12 protein-coding genes and 1 pseudogene are annotated in these 17,129 nt (G+C 54.1%); 10 read left to right on the forward strand and 3 right to left on the reverse strand.

Features of this window, described 5'->3' with window-relative positions:
* Window positions 1–135: 135 nt before the first annotated feature.
* Entirely contained in the window at window positions 136–1,296 is a 1,161-nt protein-coding gene (locus tag C1J05_RS20065) for an IS30 family transposase (protein WP_114869640.1), read from the forward strand.
* 45 nt (window positions 1,297–1,341) lie between these two features.
* On the opposite strand, the gene C1J05_RS20070 is transcribed toward C1J05_RS20065, so the two are convergent.
* Complete coding sequence (locus tag C1J05_RS20070; RefSeq protein ID WP_114871810.1) at window positions 1,342–2,229, reverse strand: LysR substrate-binding domain-containing protein; 888 nt, start codon at window positions 2,227–2,229, stop codon at window positions 1,342–1,344.
* A 103-nt stretch (window positions 2,230–2,332) separates the two neighbouring features.
* Between C1J05_RS20070 and C1J05_RS20075 the strand changes: the two genes are divergently transcribed.
* The 3 genes from C1J05_RS20075 (at window position 2,333) to C1J05_RS20085 (ending at window position 4,698) form a co-directional block, all read left to right on the forward strand.
* Window positions 2,333–2,743 (forward strand): GFA family protein, encoded by a 411-nt coding sequence (locus tag C1J05_RS20075; RefSeq protein WP_114871811.1) that lies wholly within the window; start codon window positions 2,333–2,335, stop codon window positions 2,741–2,743.
* A gap of 25 nt (window positions 2,744–2,768) precedes the next feature.
* Entirely contained in the window at window positions 2,769–2,963 is a 195-nt protein-coding gene (locus C1J05_RS20080; protein WP_114871812.1) for a DUF1059 domain-containing protein, read from the forward strand.
* Between the two features lie 346 nt (window positions 2,964–3,309).
* Window positions 3,310–4,698, forward strand: a complete 1,389-nt coding sequence (locus tag C1J05_RS20085) for an FAD-binding oxidoreductase (protein WP_114871813.1) — start codon at window positions 3,310–3,312, stop codon at window positions 4,696–4,698.
* A 126-nt stretch (window positions 4,699–4,824) separates the two neighbouring features.
* On the opposite strand, the gene C1J05_RS20090 is transcribed toward C1J05_RS20085, so the two are convergent.
* Complete coding sequence (locus tag C1J05_RS20090; RefSeq protein ID WP_162798150.1) at window positions 4,825–5,679, reverse strand: class I SAM-dependent methyltransferase; 855 nt, start codon at window positions 5,677–5,679, stop codon at window positions 4,825–4,827.
* Window positions 5,680–5,996: 317 nt separating this feature from the next.
* Here C1J05_RS20090 and C1J05_RS20095 point away from each other — a divergent pair, with 317 nt between their 5' ends.
* The 4 genes and pseudogenes from C1J05_RS20095 (at window position 5,997) to C1J05_RS20110 (ending at window position 12,093) form a co-directional block, all read left to right on the forward strand.
* A complete protein-coding gene (locus tag C1J05_RS20095; protein ID WP_162798151.1) occupies window positions 5,997–8,501 on the forward strand; it encodes an outer membrane beta-barrel protein in 2,505 nt (834 codons plus the stop codon).
* Between the two features lie 186 nt (window positions 8,502–8,687).
* Complete coding sequence (locus tag C1J05_RS20100) at window positions 8,688–9,851, forward strand: hypothetical protein (RefSeq protein WP_114871816.1); 1,164 nt, start codon at window positions 8,688–8,690, stop codon at window positions 9,849–9,851.
* A gap of 497 nt (window positions 9,852–10,348) precedes the next feature.
* Entirely contained in the window at window positions 10,349–10,585 is a 237-nt protein-coding gene (locus tag C1J05_RS21775) for a hypothetical protein (RefSeq protein ID WP_114871817.1), read from the forward strand.
* Window positions 10,586–10,883: 298 nt separating this feature from the next.
* A pseudogene (locus C1J05_RS20110) lies at window positions 10,884–12,093 on the forward strand (IS30 family transposase).
* A gap of 365 nt (window positions 12,094–12,458) precedes the next feature.
* On the opposite strand, the gene C1J05_RS20115 reads toward C1J05_RS20110, so the two are convergent.
* Window positions 12,459–13,277 carry a helix-turn-helix domain-containing protein gene (locus tag C1J05_RS20115; protein ID WP_114871818.1) on the reverse strand — a complete coding sequence of 273 codons (819 nt, stop codon included), beginning with the start codon at window positions 13,275–13,277 and terminating at the stop codon, window positions 12,459–12,461.
* Window positions 13,278–13,616: 339 nt separating this feature from the next.
* On the opposite strand from C1J05_RS20115, the gene C1J05_RS21625 reads away from it, so the two are divergent.
* Together C1J05_RS21625 and C1J05_RS20125 are read left to right on the forward strand one after the other, a co-directional pair.
* A complete protein-coding gene (locus C1J05_RS21625) occupies window positions 13,617–14,051 on the forward strand; it encodes a hypothetical protein (RefSeq protein ID WP_205389003.1) in 435 nt (144 codons plus the stop codon).
* Window positions 14,052–14,476: 425 nt separating this feature from the next.
* A complete protein-coding gene (locus C1J05_RS20125; RefSeq protein WP_162798154.1) occupies window positions 14,477–17,119 on the forward strand; it encodes a zinc-dependent metalloprotease in 2,643 nt (880 codons plus the stop codon).
* Window positions 17,120–17,129: the final 10 nt, after the last annotated feature.

The following is a 17,129-nucleotide window of genomic DNA, read 5'->3' on the forward strand; positions in this document are numbered from 1 at the left end:
AATTTCCGGTTGTGAACGGCTGCTTAACGCGACGAACCGGTCATCAGAGAAAAACAGTCGAATGACTGCATCGAGCGGCGGTTTCAACGGGTCGACGCAACACTTTAATCTTTGACCAAAGATGGAGTGAGCATAATGAAGTATCGTCGCCGGATATTTTTCACAGATAAACAGAAGTCAGAGATATGGGATCGATGGCAACGCGGCGAGTCGATGAGTTCGATCGGACGTTTGTTTGAACGCGAGTCATCGTCGATCTATCCGCTGCTTGCGCGCACTGGCGGCATTCGCCCGCCGGACCGTGTGAGGTCTCGGCTCGCTCTGACGCTTTCCGACCGCGAAGAGATATCCAGAGGCTTGCGAGCGCAGGTCTCGCTGCGTTCAATTGCTCAAACATTGAAGCGACCGGCATCCACAATCAGTCGCGAGGTCAGGCGCAATGGCGGCGCCAAACTTTATCGAGCAGCGGTGTCTGATGCAGCTGCTTGGGACCGCGCCCATCGCCCAAAGCTCTGCAAGTTGGCGGGCAATGACTATCTGTGCCGCGCAATATCGGCCAAGCTGACGCGCAAATGGTCTCCACAACAAATCGCAGGCTGGTTGATGCGTGAACATCCCGATGAAGACAACAAGCGGGTCTCCCATGAGACGATCTACCGAAGCCTTTTTATCCAGACAAGAGGCGTACTTAAGAAAGAATTATTGGCGCATCTGCGGGCGACACGATCCATACGCCGATCCCGCCATGCCACCTTGAAGCGCAGCGGCCTGGGTAAGTTCAACGACGCAATATCGATCCGTGACAGACCTGCGGACGTTGAGGATCGAGCAGTGCCGGGCCATTGGGAAGGAGACTTGATTGCAGGGTCTGGCAACAGCTTCATCGCGACATTGGTCGAACGTCACACCCGCTTTGTGATGCTGGCCAAGGTGAGCAACAAGGACAGCCACAGTGTCATTCAGGCATTGATCAAACAGTCTCGCAAGTTGCCAAAAGAGCTGTACCGCTCGCTGACCTGGGACCGCGGAACGGAGATGGCTGGACACAAGGCCTTCACCCTGGCCACGGATATTGACGTCTTTCTGTGCGAGCCACATTCGCCATGGCAACGCGGCACAAACGAAAATACCAACCGTCTGCTGCGACAGTACTTCCCAAAGGGCACAGATTTGTCGATACATAGTCAGGCGAAGCTCAGCGCCGTCGCCAGACAACTCAACGAACGACCTCGAAAGACGCTCAACTACGAAACACCAGCCGAGCGTTTCAATGCATGTGTTGCGTCGACCCGTTGAAACCGCCGCCCGGAGCAGTCGTTTGCTCGTTAGGCTCAAGCGCGTTCATGCCGACGCTGTAATCACTTCGGCCTTCGAACGGAGCCACTTGATAAATGTCAGCACTTCGCGACGTTGTCGCCCGGGCGATGTTTCGATGTGGTAGACCCCAAAGAGCGTTTCAGAAGCCAGTACGACTACGCGTCTGGCCGAGATATCCTCGGAAAAAAATGCGCGAGCGGTGTAGGTGATGCCATCGCCGCGTCGGACGGCGGGCATGATAAGATTACCCGGCATATGGTTAATCGCTAAAGGCCGCTTTGGGAAGATGCCATGAAAGGTGAACCATTCTGCCGCCTCGTTCGTCCCCAGCTCTTGCAGCCATGGCAGTTCCGCAAGGGATTTGTAGTCTGAAAGATCGCGCGCCTCGACCAGTGAGGGCGCACCGATGACAACCATGTCTGTCCGGAGTACTGCCTCAACATCCGATTTAGCGCGTCGTAGATCACGATACCTTATTGCGACGTCAATCCCACCGGGGTGGAGTTCAACGATCTGTGACGTCGGATTGAGCATCAGAGTGATTTCCGGATTCGCCCGCTGAAATTCACTGACCCTCGGCATGAACCACTCGACGGCAAAGGCAGGTGGCATCGTCACTTGCACCGGTCGGAGTGCAGCTTCTTCATTCATTCGCTCCACGCCGCGGCTGATAATATCGAAACCTGCATCCAGGTCCCGAGCCAATCGGACCCCTGAATGCGTCAGTTCAATGCTGCGGCCGACCCGGTCGACCAATACAATGCCCAACCGGCTTTCCAGCGCTTTGACCTGCTGGCTCACAGCGGCCTGCGTGACGTTCAGGTTTTCTGCGGCACCTGCATAGCTGCCTGCATCTGCAACGGCTGCGAAGGCGCGCAGGCTGTTCAACGACGGGAGTTTCGACCAGTCCATATAATAGTTTTTCTAAAGTTATGTTAATATTAATGAGTCGCATGAAGTCAAAAAATTAGCAACATTACCGTTATCGCGGCGGTCCGACTTGGAGGGTTGGAAGATGGAAAAGCTAAAAGGTGGATGCTATTGTCGCACCGTAAGATACGAGATTACCGGTCGGCCAGAATGGTCGGCGCATTGTCATTGCCGGTCCTGCCAGTTGGCGCTTGGCGGCGCGTTCGTGACTTGGGCAAAGGTGGCTGCGCGGAACTTCGAAGTCACCAGTGGCACCATCAAAACGATCGAGAAGACCCCCGGTGTGTGCCGAGGCTTTTGTGGTGATTGCGGGACCACGCTGACCTATGCCGCAGAGGGTGAGGTCGACGGTCAGGATTGGAGTTCTGACGCTTGGTTTGCCGCCGCCACCCTTGATGACCCATCGGTGGCTGAACCGAAGTCGCACGTCTTTGTCTCGCACCAGCAGCCGTGGATCAAGCTCGCTGACGGGTTGCCGACCTTCGAAAAGTTTTGATGCAATTAACCAAGAAAGGGAGGTCATGAGCGAAGCCTACACATACGCGTGCCGCGATTGCGAGGGCATGGAAACCTGCCCCGGCGAAGTCACCGCTGGTTCAAAAGATGAAGTCTGGAAGCTGATGGAACTTCACGCCGTCATTGCACATAATGAAGACCCTAGTTCATGGGACGAGGAAACGCGTGCGTATCTGAGCACGTTAATTAGGGCCAAATGATAACGGACCTGGCTGGAGAGGCCTTTGTGGCGGGTGCGCTGGTTTTGCCAAGCCTGCCCGAAGATCACAGTCCCCCAATCAGGACCCCAAACTGTGGCACCAATTGATCTGACCTACGGTCTGTTGGATGAAAATGCGTGCTTTGGCGCGAAAGAAAGGCGGACTCCATGTTAGACCCGGCAGCAGCGCCGACTTAGTCAGCAGAGCGGAACTATGGCGGGATTTGACTGAGTGGTTGCTAGGAGCGGGGAGCGGACAAACTGGCAAAGTTATGATAGGGTTATATTTTAAGAGACTTCTCCGCCTGTAGGCTAGTGAGAAGGATGCAGGCTGAGGAGTCAGGCCGATGCCAGAAATAACACGATACACCGGCGGCACGATTGACCTGAGTGCACTTCACATCAAAGAACTCAGGGATGGGCTGGAGGGCGAAATCTTATTGCCAGACGATCTCGGCTACGACCAGGCCCGCACCGTTTGGAACGCTGCGATTGATAAGCGCCCCGCACTCATTGCACGATGCGCGAATGCGGCAGATGTCGTCGAGATTGTTCGATTTGCTCGCCAACATGAAATTCTGATCTCGGTAAGGTGTGGGGGGCACAATATCGCGGGCAAATCGGTCGCCGAAAACGGTTTAATGATTGATCTGACACCCATTTGCCAAGTTCAGGTAGATCCCTTGAAGAAAACCGCTGCTGTTGGCGGGGGGGCGGCGCTCGGAGATCTCGACCGTGCAACTCAAAAATATGGTCTCGCGACTACGGCAGGTGTTGTGACGCATACAGGGGTTGGCGGCTTGACCCTTGGCGGCGGTGTTGGCCGGCTTGCCAGAAAGTTCGGTCTTGCTTGCGACAATCTGATCTCCGTTGATCTGGTGACGGCCGAAGGTGAGCAGGTAACAGCCAGCCTCGAGAACCACCCTGATCTGTTTTGGGCTTTGCGCGGTGGTGGTGGAAATTTCGGCATCGCGACATCGTTCAGGTTCCGCCTGCATGATATCGGAAATGAGGTTTTGTTCGCGACCGCCACGCATCGCCTCGACAAAGCCAAAGAGGCTCTCAGGTATTTCATGGAGTTTGCGACTTCAGCGCCAAGAGAAGTCACATCGCAGGCGGCTTTCGCGAAGATGGATGACGGAACTGCCGTCGTAATTCTGGGTTCCGTTCACATCGCTCCGCTAGACGCGGCCGAGGCCACCTTGGCGCCACTGATAAACTTCGGGTCACCGATCGCGACACGATTGGAGACCAGACCCTATGTCGACGTCCAGTCGGATGCCGATGTGCGGTTTCCTTATGGTCAGAGATATTATTGGAAAACTCATCTAATCGACAAACTACCGGAGGATGGCATCGATGCTTTAATCGCTAGCTACCAAGCCGTTCCCGATAACAGATCGATGATTATCCTGCAGCAGTTTGGTGGCGCGGTCCGGGATGTCCGGCCGCAGGACACTGCTTTTGCCAACAGGGATGCTGAGTTCGATTTTATTCCCGCGGCAATCTGGCACGAAGGCGAAGAGCCTGGACCATCGGTCGCCTGGGTGCGCGACACCTGGGAAGCCATGACGCCGTACTCCTGCGGCGTTTACATGAATGGGCTGGGTGACGGTGACGATGAGCGCCTCAGTGATGCCGTGGGCGCAAATGAGGCCCGTTTGCGTAGAGTCAAAGCCCGCTATGACCCAACCAATTTCTTCCGTTTGAATACTAACATTGTTCCAGCAGATTAGGATTCAACTCTCAAATCAAGCGGTAGTTGGTAGTGACTTCGAAGTCTTGCAAAGCAGTCTTTGAAATCGACTGCCTCGAACGACCACCGCGAACCCCACACGGACTGCGAAAACCTTGCTAGCGGGCTATGACAAATCCAAGTTTCTGGCGCTAAAAAAGTTCAGGTTGGCTGGAATGCGAATGCCTTTCTCGCCCTCAAAGTCTCGAAACTTAGATATTACGTAGCGGGTTATCTCGTCGATGTCTTGGGCGGTTCCGTTGTACTTTTTTAAAATTCTCGCGGCCGGACCGATGTTCGAAGCCAACGCAGCGACCCGATCAACTGGGCCAGGATGGGTTAAGTGCGCCCGGATCGTTTCGCCGATCACATTTTGAAACCCTGCGTCTTTTAAGATTCCTACGACACGATCTGCGTTCTGAAATCCAAGTGGCCCGGGTGCGTTGGGATCGGATTGATCCAACGACCCAAGTTGTTCGGTAGCCCCGTCTTTGGGCACCTCAAACCAAGGGTTCCCTTTGACCTTCGCCCAAGCAGCTAGAACCAAACGTCCATTTGGCCTCATTTGCTGTCGAATGTTACCGAAAGCTGATACCGGATCGGCAAAGAACATTGAGCCAAATCTTGAAATCACGAGATCGAAGGGCGCTCCCGGGATTTGGTCGGTTTGTGCGTCAGCCAAGTAGTATCGCGTCTCGGCGGTTGCCCCGTCAGACTGGCTCTGTGCATGCCGTAGTAACGGAGGCGAGATATCGACCGCGCAGATTTTTCCTCCCGGAATGACATGCGACGCAAAAGTCCTCGTCGTAGCGCCTGTTCCGCAGCCAATGTCCAGAACACTTTCGCCCGGTTGCGGAGCCGACCATGCAATCAACGCCTCGTCGACGGCGCTAAACGCTAGATCGAGCTCGGTCTCAAATGCGATCCATTTTAATCCGCTCTCGGAGCTCCAATAGTCAGCTTGGGCCTGATTGTCTTGCATCCTGAGGCACCCGCCTCTCAATTTATAGCGTGTATCAGTAAAGTGAAATTTGACGGAAAACGCAACGGCGGCTTCGCCCCGCGTTGCAGTCATTAATGGACGACTTAGCGAACGGCAGTTCAGAGCCCAAACCGGTCAGATTGAAATCGCATCCTTCGCTAGTGCAGCAAACCGACCGCACTGACCGATCTGATCAACGCGCGGCAACGCAGCCAAGACCGGGTGTCAGGAGCTCTAACTGAACCAAAACTTTAGTTACTTCATAGACACGGCTTTCCAAAAAACTTCTGCCGACAGACAATTTAGTCTTAACTTTTTTGGGTTTTATTGGCTTTAAAGTTCAAAAAGTTCAAAACTCCCTTAAAGCTATCGAGCGGGTTGATACGGTTATGCGTTCACAGAACATATTTCTTTGTCCAATTTACATTATTCTAAGCGTTGCTTCGTTCAATTCGTCTTCAATGGCGCAAGAAACCGTGGACACACCGGCAGCAGAAAATAGTGTAAAGGTGGATGCAGGCCTAACGCTTTCGGAAGAATTCACCGACAATGTTTTTCAGACCGCTAACGATAAGAAAAGTGACTTCGTCACGGTCTTTGCTCCCTGGATCGAGCTTTCGCTTCTATCCAGGGACTATGAACTTAGCTTTGGAGCTGACGCAGAAATTGGAAGATACGCCACTTATTCCAGCGAAAACTACGAAGACTATGGGTTATACGCAGATGGCCGTTTCAGGTTGGGCGATAGCCTGTTCGCTTTCGGAGGGCTGGACTATGCCCGGGAGCATGAAGAACGTAGTTCACCGGACAGCGTAAACGGGCTTGAACCTACAAAGTATCATGAAACGAGCGGTTATTTCGGAATCGGCGGGCAATTAAATGGTAACTCTTTCCGTCTGGGGGTGAATGCGCGCGATCTGGATTTTGATGACACGCCCGCTGCTGGCGGTACAACCATCAATAGCAGTGACCGTGATCGGCAAGAGCTGGAATTTGGTGGCAGGCTTGGCGTGGCGCAAATCACAAATGGCGAAGTTTTCGTGCAAGGAATTTTTGACCAGGTTGAGTATGATGACAAGACAGACAGTCAGGGCTATCAACGCAGCTCTAAGGGGGGGCAGGCTGCTCTTGGCTACAAGGGTCAATGGGGCGATCTTGCCGGAGAGCTGTCGTTCGGGGTCCTGACGCAGAACTTTGACGATCCGCGGTTTGACACGGTTACCGTGCCCGATTTTGATGTAGATTTGACCTGGCGACCCAGTCGCACAACCCAAATATCCTTCGTGATCGAACGGTCCCTGGAAGAAACCACTATTACGGGCGCATCGAGCTATGTCTCGACATCAGCCGGCTCCCGTTTGCGGTATCGCGTGGCGCAGAATCTGTCTTTGGCGGGCTATCTCTTTCTGACCGAGAATGACTTTAAGGGTATTGATCGAACCGATATTTATGCAGAAGCTGGCTTGGGTCTGCGCTATTATCTGGATCCCAGATTTTATCTGGATGCAGATTACGCATTCCAGCAACGCTTGTCGGATATTGCTGGCGAGGATTTCGACGAGCACCGCTTCTTTTTGACCTTTGGTTATGATCTAGAGCCGAACTTCGAGACGCGACCTGAAGATCGGGCGAGAATAACCAGCTCTGAATTCTATGCCGGTACTCAATTTGGCTATGGCGTTTTGCAAAGCAAAGTCGACGGTCCAAGGGGTGCTGGCGGCAATCTGACGGCGGATTTCGGCGATCAGGGGCCGGTTGCCGGACTTTTAGGTGGATATCGAACCACGGTGAACGGGTTGGTTCTGGGGGTCGAGGCAGATATCGAATTTGGCGACATGGAGTGGGTTCATGACGCAGATCGTGATTTTTCGGTCAAGACGGGCAATACGTACGGAGTGAGCGGGATCGTCGGGTTGAAGACAGTTGCCAGCAATTTTCTATATGGTCGCTTTGGCGTCTTTGCTTCAGAGTTTGAAAGCAAATATCAGAGAGGCGGTAATTCTACATCAATTGATGATAGGGTAACCGGCTTCTCATTTGGACTTGGAACAGAGGTACCCTTGGGGCGCGGCCTGTCAGGGCGGATCGAATATCAGATCAGGTCTTTCTCTGATTATGACATTGGCGCACCTTTGGGAGCAAATGACGACAACTTCGCGAATTTGCAAAGTGCCGTACGCTTTGGAGTAATCTACACATTCGGCGCGCAAGAAACTCCTGCTCCGTATGTGGCTCCAACAGACTTCTCTGGATTTTACGCCGCTGCTACACTGGGCCACAGTACCTTGCAAAGCGACAATTCGGGACCAAGACCCACAAGCGCTGCCCCTTCTTTCTTTCTAAATGCGACGCGTTCAGGACAAGGGTTTAGCGGGGGCGCTCTGGCGGGTTATGGTTGGCAGTACGGAGCGGTGTACCTAGGCGCAGAAGCTGAATTGGAAGTATCCTCTGCGGGATGGAACGTAGAACGCAGTCCAACCGGGCGCATCTACTCGGCCGAGAAAGTTGGTTCAGTGGCTGGACTGCTGCGTGTTGGCTATATCGTTAATGATTCTGTTCTGATTTATGGTCGCACGGGGTTGGTCCGTGCAAAATTCGAAACCGATTACAGCTATTCAGGTACGACTATAAACCAAAGCGATAAACTGGATGGTGCTCTGATAGGATTGGGTGTTGAGTATTCTGTTGGTCCTCGAACGCATTTGCGGATGGAATACAACTACACTGACTATGACGACTATGAAGTGGACTACGGCACAGGAGTTGACATTTTTGATTCAAAGGAAAGCCGGTTTCAGGTTGCCCTAGCCTATAAGTTCTAACGGTTGACATACGCGAGCTGCCCGAATGATTTGCATGCGTTTTTGCGTCAAGAAAAAATCTCACTCAAATTGACACATATCAAAGCGCGAATGTGTAGATTTTTCTACTCTTCGGAGAGAAGGCAAAGAGAGGGACTTCTTTGCTATTCTTTTTAACGCGTCACTTGACGCTAAGGGAGTAAGAAAATGATCTCGAAAATATTCACTAAGGCCTCTGTGAAAGCTGGTCTCATTGCAGGCTGTGCATCGCTCGCACTTGTCACGTCGCCTCTGGTGTCTGACACCGCGTTCGCTCAGCAAGGCTCCGGCAACCAGATGAAGGGCGGAAATTCAGCCGGTAGCGGGCGTGGTGCTAGCGCTGATCAGCATGGCGGCGGTATCTCTGGAAGGGGCAAAGGTCTGTCCAGCATTTTTAAGGATATGCCAGGCTCAGGCACAAACATCGAGACCCAGATTTTTCGCGGGAAAGGCGAGCGGGTGATCATCATCATCGAAGAAGATGACGATAGCGACCGTCCGGACTGGGCCGGAGGCAGTAAGGAATTAAACCCGCACCGCGGTGAAGGGAATACGAGTCCCGGCACAACAAAGGGTGATCTCTACGGCGACTTGGTTTACCTACTCCGCGATCCAGTAACTGGGCTCCCAATAGAAGTAGATGAGGGCGTTTACGCCGCCTGCCTCGACACGGCCTGCGTAACATATGAGCCAATCATTGATGGCGAGATCCCGGCGGGCGCGATCGAGGTGGACTTTGGTCGCACCAACATCATGCGTGCACCGGATTCAGTTCTTCAGCACTCGCTCGATGAGGTACTGTTGAAACTGGCGGCCGCGACCACTATCGAAACGGATGAAGCCGGGCGTCTCGTGTTGGACGGCGCCACGATTGACTCGCCGCTCGAAAACCTTGCGCTCTACGAAGCTTTGACCAGTGGCGATGTTAGTCTCGATGGCTACGATTCATTGCTTCTTGCGACCAGCGCCTTGGCTGGTGCTGCGGACAAAACCGGAACTATCGATCTGGACTTCCTGTATAACGTGAACGATATTTCAGGTATTAATACCGGTGACTTGGAGTACTATGACTACTCTGGCTTCACCTATGAGCGGGATTATGATGACGCAGCCAATGGTGACGAGCCGTATAGCTATTTCTATCTGGACGAGGACGGGAACCCCGTTAGTGCTTCCCTCTACATCGACGATTACCTTGCCTCGGTAAATGGTGAACTGACCGACAGCACCGGTGCGACGCTCTTCGCAGCGGCCGCAGACGATGCGCTTGAAGTGATCGAACTCATTCATACGCAGATTCATGACGAGAAGCTGCCGGGGACGATCGAGTAATAGGTGACCTTAAGTGCAAGCCAAAGTGTGAGATCCGGGGGCGGTAATAAATGCTGCCCCCGAACCTAGGAAAGAACGGGATGAGTGATATGCCAAGCGAAGCGTTGGATCGCCGATTGGTTTTGGCGGGCATTTTTCCATTATCACTGACATGTATCGCTCGCGCACAGCACAGGGACGAGTCCGACACCAGTCATTTATCCGGAAGCGGGCGTGGGAATAGCAGCGGTCGCTCCAGTGCGCAGCGCGGCCTCTCCGAGGATCCACATAGCGGAGAAGACAAGCATTCGGATGTTAATAAGGTATTGAGCGTCGGCCGAGCAATCGGTTGGCGCGTAACTTTTTGAGGAAAATGATAATGACGGAAAATCTGAAGCGTCGGACGTTTTTGATGGGAGGCACTTGTTCCCTCCTGATGGGGGTGGCATTGTCAAACCCCGCCGCAGCGCAATCACATTCTTCAGGCGGCGGATCCGGTAAACACCGGGGAGGGGGTCGTGGCGGCGGTCGCGGCCGTGGAGGCGGAACAGACAAACATGGTGGATCCGAAGAGGACCATGCCTCCGGCGATGACCATACCTCTGGGGATGACCATACCTCCGGCGATGATCACGGAGACGATGGGGATGAACATGGCGACGAAGGCGATGGAAAAGGGCCAAAGTACCGAGGTGGTCGTGAGACGACTGAATTCAGAGGAAATGGTGGCCACTCCTTGGTTGAACGGGTCTTGAAGGTGCCCCTGCCGGAATAATGCAGCGGGTGCTGTCAGACGGATTCGAACCAGTCTCCGTTTCCCGCAAACAGCGTGAACTTAAGTGCAGACGGAGGATCAAGCCGCTTCGCTCTTGGATGATGGGGAGAACTTTTTTGTTCAGGAACCAACCGTGCCCGACAGCCACCTATGGCTACGTGAAGCACTGGCTCCAGGTTCTGGTTCATTATTCGAATACATGAAATGACTGCTTTGTCCGGCGGTTTCAACGGGTCGACGCAACACTTTAATCTTTGACCAAAGATGGAGTGAGCATAATGAAGTATCGTCGCCGGATATTTTTCACAGATAAACAGAAGTCAGAGATATGGGATCGATGGCAACGCGGCGAGTCGATGAGTTCGATCGGACGTTTGTTTGAACGCGAGTCATCGTCGATCTATCCGCTGCTTGCGCGCACTGGCGGCATTCGCCCGCCGGACCGTGTGAGGTCTCGGCTCGCTCTGACGCTTTCCGACCGCGAAGAGATATCCAGAGGCTTGCGAGCGCAGGTCTCGCTGCGTTCAATTGCTCAAACATTGAAGCGACCGGCATCCACAATCAGTCGCGAGGTCAGGCGCAATGGCGGCGCCAAACTTTATCGAGCAGCGGTGTCTGATGCAGCTGCTTGGGACCGCGCCCATCGCCCAAAGCTCTGCAAGTTGGCGGGCAATGACTATCTGTGCCGCGCAATATCGGCCAAGCTGACGCGCAAATGGTCTCCACAACAAATCGCAGGCTGGTTGATGCGTGAACATCCCGATGAAGACAACAAGCGGGTCTCCCATGAGACGATCTACCGAAGCCTTTTTATCCAGACAAGAGGCGTACTTAAGAAAGAATTATTGGCGCATCTGCGGGCGACACGATCCATACGCCGATCCCGCCATGCCACCTTGAAGCGCAGCGGCCTGGGTAAGTTCAACGACGCAATATCGATCCGTGACAGACCTGCGGACGTTGAGGATCGAGCAGTGCCGGGCCATTGGGAAGGAGACTTGATTGCAGGGTCTGGCAACAGCTTCATCGCGACATTGGTCGAACGTCACACCCGCTTTGTGATGCTGGCCAAGGTGAGCAACAAGGACAGCCACAGTGTCATTCAGGCATTGATCAAACAGTCTCGCAAGTTGCCAAAAGAGCTGTACCGCTCGCTGACCTGGGACCGCGGAACGGAGATGGCTGGACACAAGGCCTTCACCCTGGCCACGGATATTGACGTCTTTCTGTGCGAGCCACATTCGCCATGGCAACGCGGCACAAACGAAAATACCAACCGTCTGCTGCGACAGTACTTCCCAACGGGGCAGCAATGAGAACACCAATCGCCTTCTGCGCCAATACTTCCCACGCGGCGTCGATATCTCGACCTATAGCCAAGCATAACTCAGTGCCGTAACAAGACAGCTCATTGAGCGCCCAAGAAAGATCTTGCAATACGAAACACCAGCAGAGAGGTTTGCTCAGTGTGTTGCGGCGATCCATTGAATCCGCAGCGGCAAAGCAGTCATCTGAGTAAAACAGCCAGATGACCGCATTGAGCCCGGCGTTGACCTTGCAATCTATGTAACTGTTACTGCTAATGACAACGCTAAAACCTTGTCACTTAAAGTGTATGACTGACAGACTTTGAATCGTCGGATCTTAGCGGGCTATGCCTTCGACATGCGCATACTCTGACTGTGGCATCCATCGGTGCAGTTTGCGGCGAATGACAGGCTTAAATCATTTTGAAGTCCGCCCAAATCAGTCAATCCGATCAGCAGGTGCAACGAGTAGCTGAACGTACGCCAGATCCTGTCCAAGAGATAGGGAGTAGTTCAGTTCGATGTATGGCGATCGGGGCGGGTGCGTCAGAATCGCGGCATCATTGCCGGTGAGTTATCAGAGAGATCGTTTTTGATGCAGTACCGGACGTAATCACTGATTTCCGCCGATTCCGGGTCGAAGTTGCCACAATTTCGCATCACATCCCGTACGTTGATGTCCTTGCCGAGGTACTCCAGCACCGATCTGAAACAGACAATCTCATGCGCGTTGTCCGGATTAACCCCAAGGGTAAGCCCGGAGAGGAAGGTGATCGGGTTGAGATCCGACTTGTAGTAGACTGAATGCCAAGCCGACGAACCTGGTTCTTCCTGGCGTTCCGATATGACTAGACGGCCGGCGGCCGGATAGACGATACCTTCGTGCCTAATGACGCGGGGTAAATTGAACTCGCTGTCCGGGTAGCGTTCGATCTGGCGAGACAGGATGAAGTCACCTTCCTGATAGAGGTTTGTTAGACTTCGATAGACCATTCCTGATGTGCGCTCCGGAATGAAATAGAAGTAGTAGTACCCGAGATACTTTTTCCAGTCCTTCAGGCCCGTGTCAGGCGGTTTGCAGAGTCTTTCAACAAAGCCGTGGAGTGGATTCCTCGGTTGATCGATGCGTGGCGACTTCAGTCTAATTATTTCCGAGAACTCGTCGTGATTCAGAAAGAGCTCGTGATCTTCGATTCCGAAGAAGTCGCACAGCCGCCGGACTGTGTGCAGCGACGGCTTGGTCGTGCCGGCGAGATAGCGATTGAACTGCTGACGATTGATCCCGATCCGGCGACAGATATCCGAAACCGAACGACCGTAGCTGCATAGCAATCGAAGGTTGATCGCGAAGTCATCAAGTGCCATTTCTGCCTCTGTGCTCGACCAGGCAAATTACCGGAGCAAGCACCATACAGCAGACTAGCCGCAGACCACAACGAAAAATCGACGCTATTTGACGCCAATAATAGCCAATATAGCGTCGGATTGAGAGCCTGTTTGGCATTGCCCCCGGAAACCAAAGTCCCGACAATTCGACAAAGCAAGAAACCATCCTGATGTTCAATGTGCTTCCATGGTTGGCAACGCTGGCGCAAATGGCTTCTTAGTGTAAATGTTTGTTTAATATAATCAGATGGGAGGGGACCATTGATATCTGTAAAAAGGGCGGTGTCTGGTAGAACGATCTTGATAGCAGTCTCAACAGTGATGGGCATGACGGGTGCGGCTCAAGCCTCAGAATGTCCACTGAAGTGGCAACACGCTTATGAAACTGGCGTAAGGGATGGGGGCGCCGATGGCGCGCGCCAACGGGACTATGACCCAACGCGGCACAATCGCCATTTCCATGCCTTGGTTAAAACTAGGCCATCTCGAGGCGATTGTTATAATGAAGGTTACAACATCGGCTACGAAAACGCGATCGCGGATGTTCAGAACCGGGGACGGCATTCCCATAGTGGCGCGCCCGAAGTTGGGTCAAACGAACGTGCTTACTATGATGACGGATGCCACGAGGGTGCCGGCGACGCCAAGATGGGCATGAGCATGGCCTATGAGCGTCACTCAAACATGTACGACACCCGCTTTGAACCCTATTTCAAGCAGGGCTACGAAGCCTGTTGGCGACACTATCGCTGATAACATTGCCATGCCGGCAGCACTCAAACTCGTCTCTCGATGGCTGAACACTGAAAATGGGGAAATGGCAGGATAAATGGAGGACGCAATGAGAACGAAATCGATTTTTTTTGCGTGTAGCAACCCTTGCAACCGCTTTGGTCTTGTCGGGCTGCGTTGAAACAACCTCGAGCGGCTCGAGCAGCGCTTGTCCATCTGGATTGGGCGGTAACGAGTGTGAGTATTATCAGGATGGCTATCGTCTCGGCGCCAACGACACAGGCGTGGGAATGAGTATGGCCTACGAGCGGCACGGGGGATACGATTCCAGGTTCGAACCGTATTTCGCACGTGTCTATAACGACGGTTGGCTCGCCAACAGATAGCAACCGTGATCTGCTTGGCGTCACAGGAAAAAATAGGACGTCTATGAATAGGAGGATCAGTTGGGCAAAGATCTGATCGGCTTGGGCGGGCGGTTCGTAGGTGGAATCCTCGTTAAGATGACCTTCAATGTGATAATGGTGCTCGTACTTTTTGCTGCTAGCGCCGCCATTGGGCAGGATGCAAGTCAAGCCACCAATGCGTCCAATTCTGTGGAGAATTCTTCTGTGAAGACTTCAGAAACCAAGACTGATGAAACTGCAGAAGCCGAAACTGATCCCTATAAGGCCGCCCTCGACGGAGCGACGCAGTTAGGCGAGGGCCCGGCGCAACTTTGGGAAAAGGACGGCAGAACGCTTATCTTAATACCGCCGATCCTGCTCGACCGCGTCTTCATGTGGTATGCAGAGGCTGTTAGCCTACCTGCAGGGGTCATTAGCTACTCTGGTAACGCGATCGGGGAGACCATTGTCAGGCTTGAACGAAGGGGCAACCAAGTTTTCGTAAGAGACCTCGCTGGCCACAATGTACGTCGCGCGGCGGTAGCTGACAGCGATCACCATCTCGACGCCAAACTGGCACCGATTCAGATCGCTGTCGGAAGCGTAACGCTGGGTCCTGTCCTGTTCGGCCTTCCTATCACGGCCGAAGGGCCTGAGGGTGAGCTACTTCTCGATGTGACGGACGTGTTCTCGACTGACATTGGCGGTCCTCTGACGGCAGGCTCGGCCATCGGTGCCGCAGCCGCCGACCCCGCGCGATCATGGATAGACCGTGCGCGGTCCTTTCCAGAGAATATCTCCATCCGTTCGCATCTGACCTTTCCCACGCCCAAAGGTGCAAAGTCGATGATCGTCGGTCATTGGCTTGTCATCCTTCCCGAAGAGCTTATGACCCCACGAGAGGCTGACCCGCTAATGGGGCATTTCAATACCTCGTTTGTCGAGTACGGCAACGATGCGCCGGTGCGCGATGTCACCTACATTCTGCGCCACAGGCTCGAGAAAGCCGACCCCGATGCGACCGGGCCGACCGACCCGGTCGAGCCGCTTGTTTACTACATCGGTCAGGGGGTTCCCGATCGATGGCGGCCCTATATCCGCGAGGGTATCGAAATGTGGAACGTCGCTTTCGAGGCGGCGGACTTTTCGAACGCAATCGTTGCACGCGACGCGCCGACGCCTGAAGAAGACCCCGACTGGTCGGCCGAAGATGCGCGCATCAACGTCGTGCGCTGGCTCCCCCAGGAAATGGCAAATGCCATGGGACCGGTTCTCTACGATCCCCGTTCGGGTGAAATCCTGTCAGCCCACATCCTTGTCTGGCCCAAGGTGATCCCATACTTCGAAACCTATTACTATCTTCTGCACAACGCCGTAGACCCAGAGGCGAACACCCTGCCTCTCTCACCCGAGAAACAAGGCGAATTGATGCGTTACGTGGTGGCGCACGAGGTTGGGCACACACTGGGCCTACGCCACAATCACATTGCTTCGACGGTATGGAGCATCGCCCAGCAACGAGACCCCGCCTTCATGGCTGAGAACGGCCCGAATGGGTCCATAATGGCATATGGGCGCTTTAACCAGGCGGCACAACCGGGGGATGGCGTCGAAGACTTCTACCCCCAAATCTCGGCATATGACCGCCTGGCTATCGAATACGGTTATCGCGATTTTGGAGGTGCCGAGGCGACCGAAACCAGCCTCGCGTCATTGATCGAGCGATCGAAGTCGGACAGAACACTTCGATGGGCAGCCGCCGAGATGCCATCGGAGTCTCGGCAAGGCAGTGACCCGCGTCTGCAAAGAGAGAATACGGCGGACGACAGGGTGGAGGCAACGCGGCTCGTCGCAATACGATTGAGGGAGGCACTCTCTAATCTCCCCTCCGCAGCAGGCGGCGACGAAGACATAATTCGCTCGGCTTACGATCAGGCTTTGAGCACTTATCTGTCTTTCGTTCAGAGTGTTCTGACCAATGTTGGCGGCGTCTACGACGAACCCGCGAACGTTGAGCGTTATCGTCCTGTGCCAGCACCCGAACAACGCAGATCCGTCCGCTTCGTACTTGAGGAGGCGCCTGACACTCTTAGTATGTTCGAGATGCCCAGCCTTATCGACCGGTTGGAACCAGCCGGCGCTCGCCTGACTCTAGATGGTGCCGCCTCACAAGCTGTTATTCTCTTGCTCAATGGGAAGCTGCTCGGGGCGCTCGACGAGCAGCAGAGGCGCGACGCGGATGCGTATGGGCCCGTCGACCTTGGTGATGACATGCTTGCAGTGCTATTCAGCGACCTCGGCGAAACTGATCCGCGTCGACGCGCGATGCAGAGCGCCTTCATTCAGTCTGCCTGGGAAATTATTGTCGCTCCCCCAGCCCCGCGCGGAGTTCTGACACTTCTTGCAGGATTATTGAGCTCCGACCCAGACGCCTTGAATGTCACCGCATCGACTGGAGCAGAGACGGCCTTTCCAGCCTGGGCGCGTGCAAGGCTGCCGCAGCTTGCTACGAGACTGCGCGCGGCCTCAGGGGATAGCGACGATCCTGCAGTTTCGGGCCATTATGCGGAACTTGCACGACGGATCGACTCAGCACTGGCTGGAGAAGCCCCACCAAGCTTGGCGAATTCGACTGGAAGTGGCGCAGGGGGCGCAAACCTTACCGCCCTCCCGACGACAGCGGGCCCGATACCAAGAAAATGAAGGTTCAATT

It is taken from the genome of Sulfitobacter sp. JL08, from assembly GCF_003352045.1.
Lineage (GTDB): Bacteria > Pseudomonadota > Alphaproteobacteria > Rhodobacterales > Rhodobacteraceae > JL08.

Bases quoted from the DNA above. Each gene is read 5' to 3' on its own strand.
- C1J05_RS20065 (WP_114869640.1), top strand. From the start codon at position 136: ATGAAGTATCGTCGCCGGATATTTTTCACAGATAAACAGAAGTCAGAG.
- C1J05_RS20070 (WP_114871810.1), bottom strand. From the start codon at position 2,229: ATGGACTGGTCGAAACTCCCGTCGTTGAACAGCCTGCGCGCCTTCGCA.
- C1J05_RS20075 (WP_114871811.1), top strand. From the start codon at position 2,333: ATGGAAAAGCTAAAAGGTGGATGCTATTGTCGCACCGTAAGATACGAG.
- C1J05_RS20080 (WP_114871812.1), top strand. From the start codon at position 2,769: ATGAGCGAAGCCTACACATACGCGTGCCGCGATTGCGAGGGCATGGAA.
- C1J05_RS20085 (WP_114871813.1), top strand. From the start codon at position 3,310: ATGCCAGAAATAACACGATACACCGGCGGCACGATTGACCTGAGTGCA.
- C1J05_RS20090 (WP_162798150.1), bottom strand. From the start codon at position 5,679: ATGCAAGACAATCAGGCCCAAGCTGACTATTGGAGCTCCGAGAGCGGA.
- C1J05_RS20100 (WP_114871816.1), top strand. From the start codon at position 8,688: ATGATCTCGAAAATATTCACTAAGGCCTCTGTGAAAGCTGGTCTCATT.
- C1J05_RS20115 (WP_114871818.1), bottom strand. From the start codon at position 13,277: ATGGCACTTGATGACTTCGCGATCAACCTTCGATTGCTATGCAGCTAC.